Annotated in this window: 1 pseudogene; it reads right to left on the bottom strand. The window is 56.2% G+C overall.

What is annotated here, in order from left to right:
* Window positions 1-224, bottom strand: a pseudogene (locus tag BFF42_RS21885) (E3 ubiquitin--protein ligase); the annotation flags it as partial.

The following is a 224-nucleotide window of genomic DNA, read 5'->3' as shown; positions in this document are numbered from 1 at the left end:
GCTGTTCAGTCTCACGCATCACCTGTGCACCGGCTTCCCTCTCCGCATCCGCATCACCGCTCAGACCTGATGCTTTCAGCCGGTCAGCCACCCTCTGAGGGTACTCATTCTCCAGCATCTCATATTTCTGCTCTTCTGCCTGCGCCCAGCGGTCAGCTTCCGTACGCTTCAGTACAGCATGCCATGGTCCCCAGAGGGAGAACCAGTCCTTAAATTCATTCTCT

The sequence above is a fragment of the Shigella sp. FC1661 genome (assembly GCF_001712525.1).
Classification (GTDB): domain Bacteria; phylum Pseudomonadota; class Gammaproteobacteria; order Enterobacterales; family Enterobacteriaceae; genus Escherichia; species Escherichia coli.
This window is presented reverse-complemented; position numbering and strand designations above follow the sequence as displayed.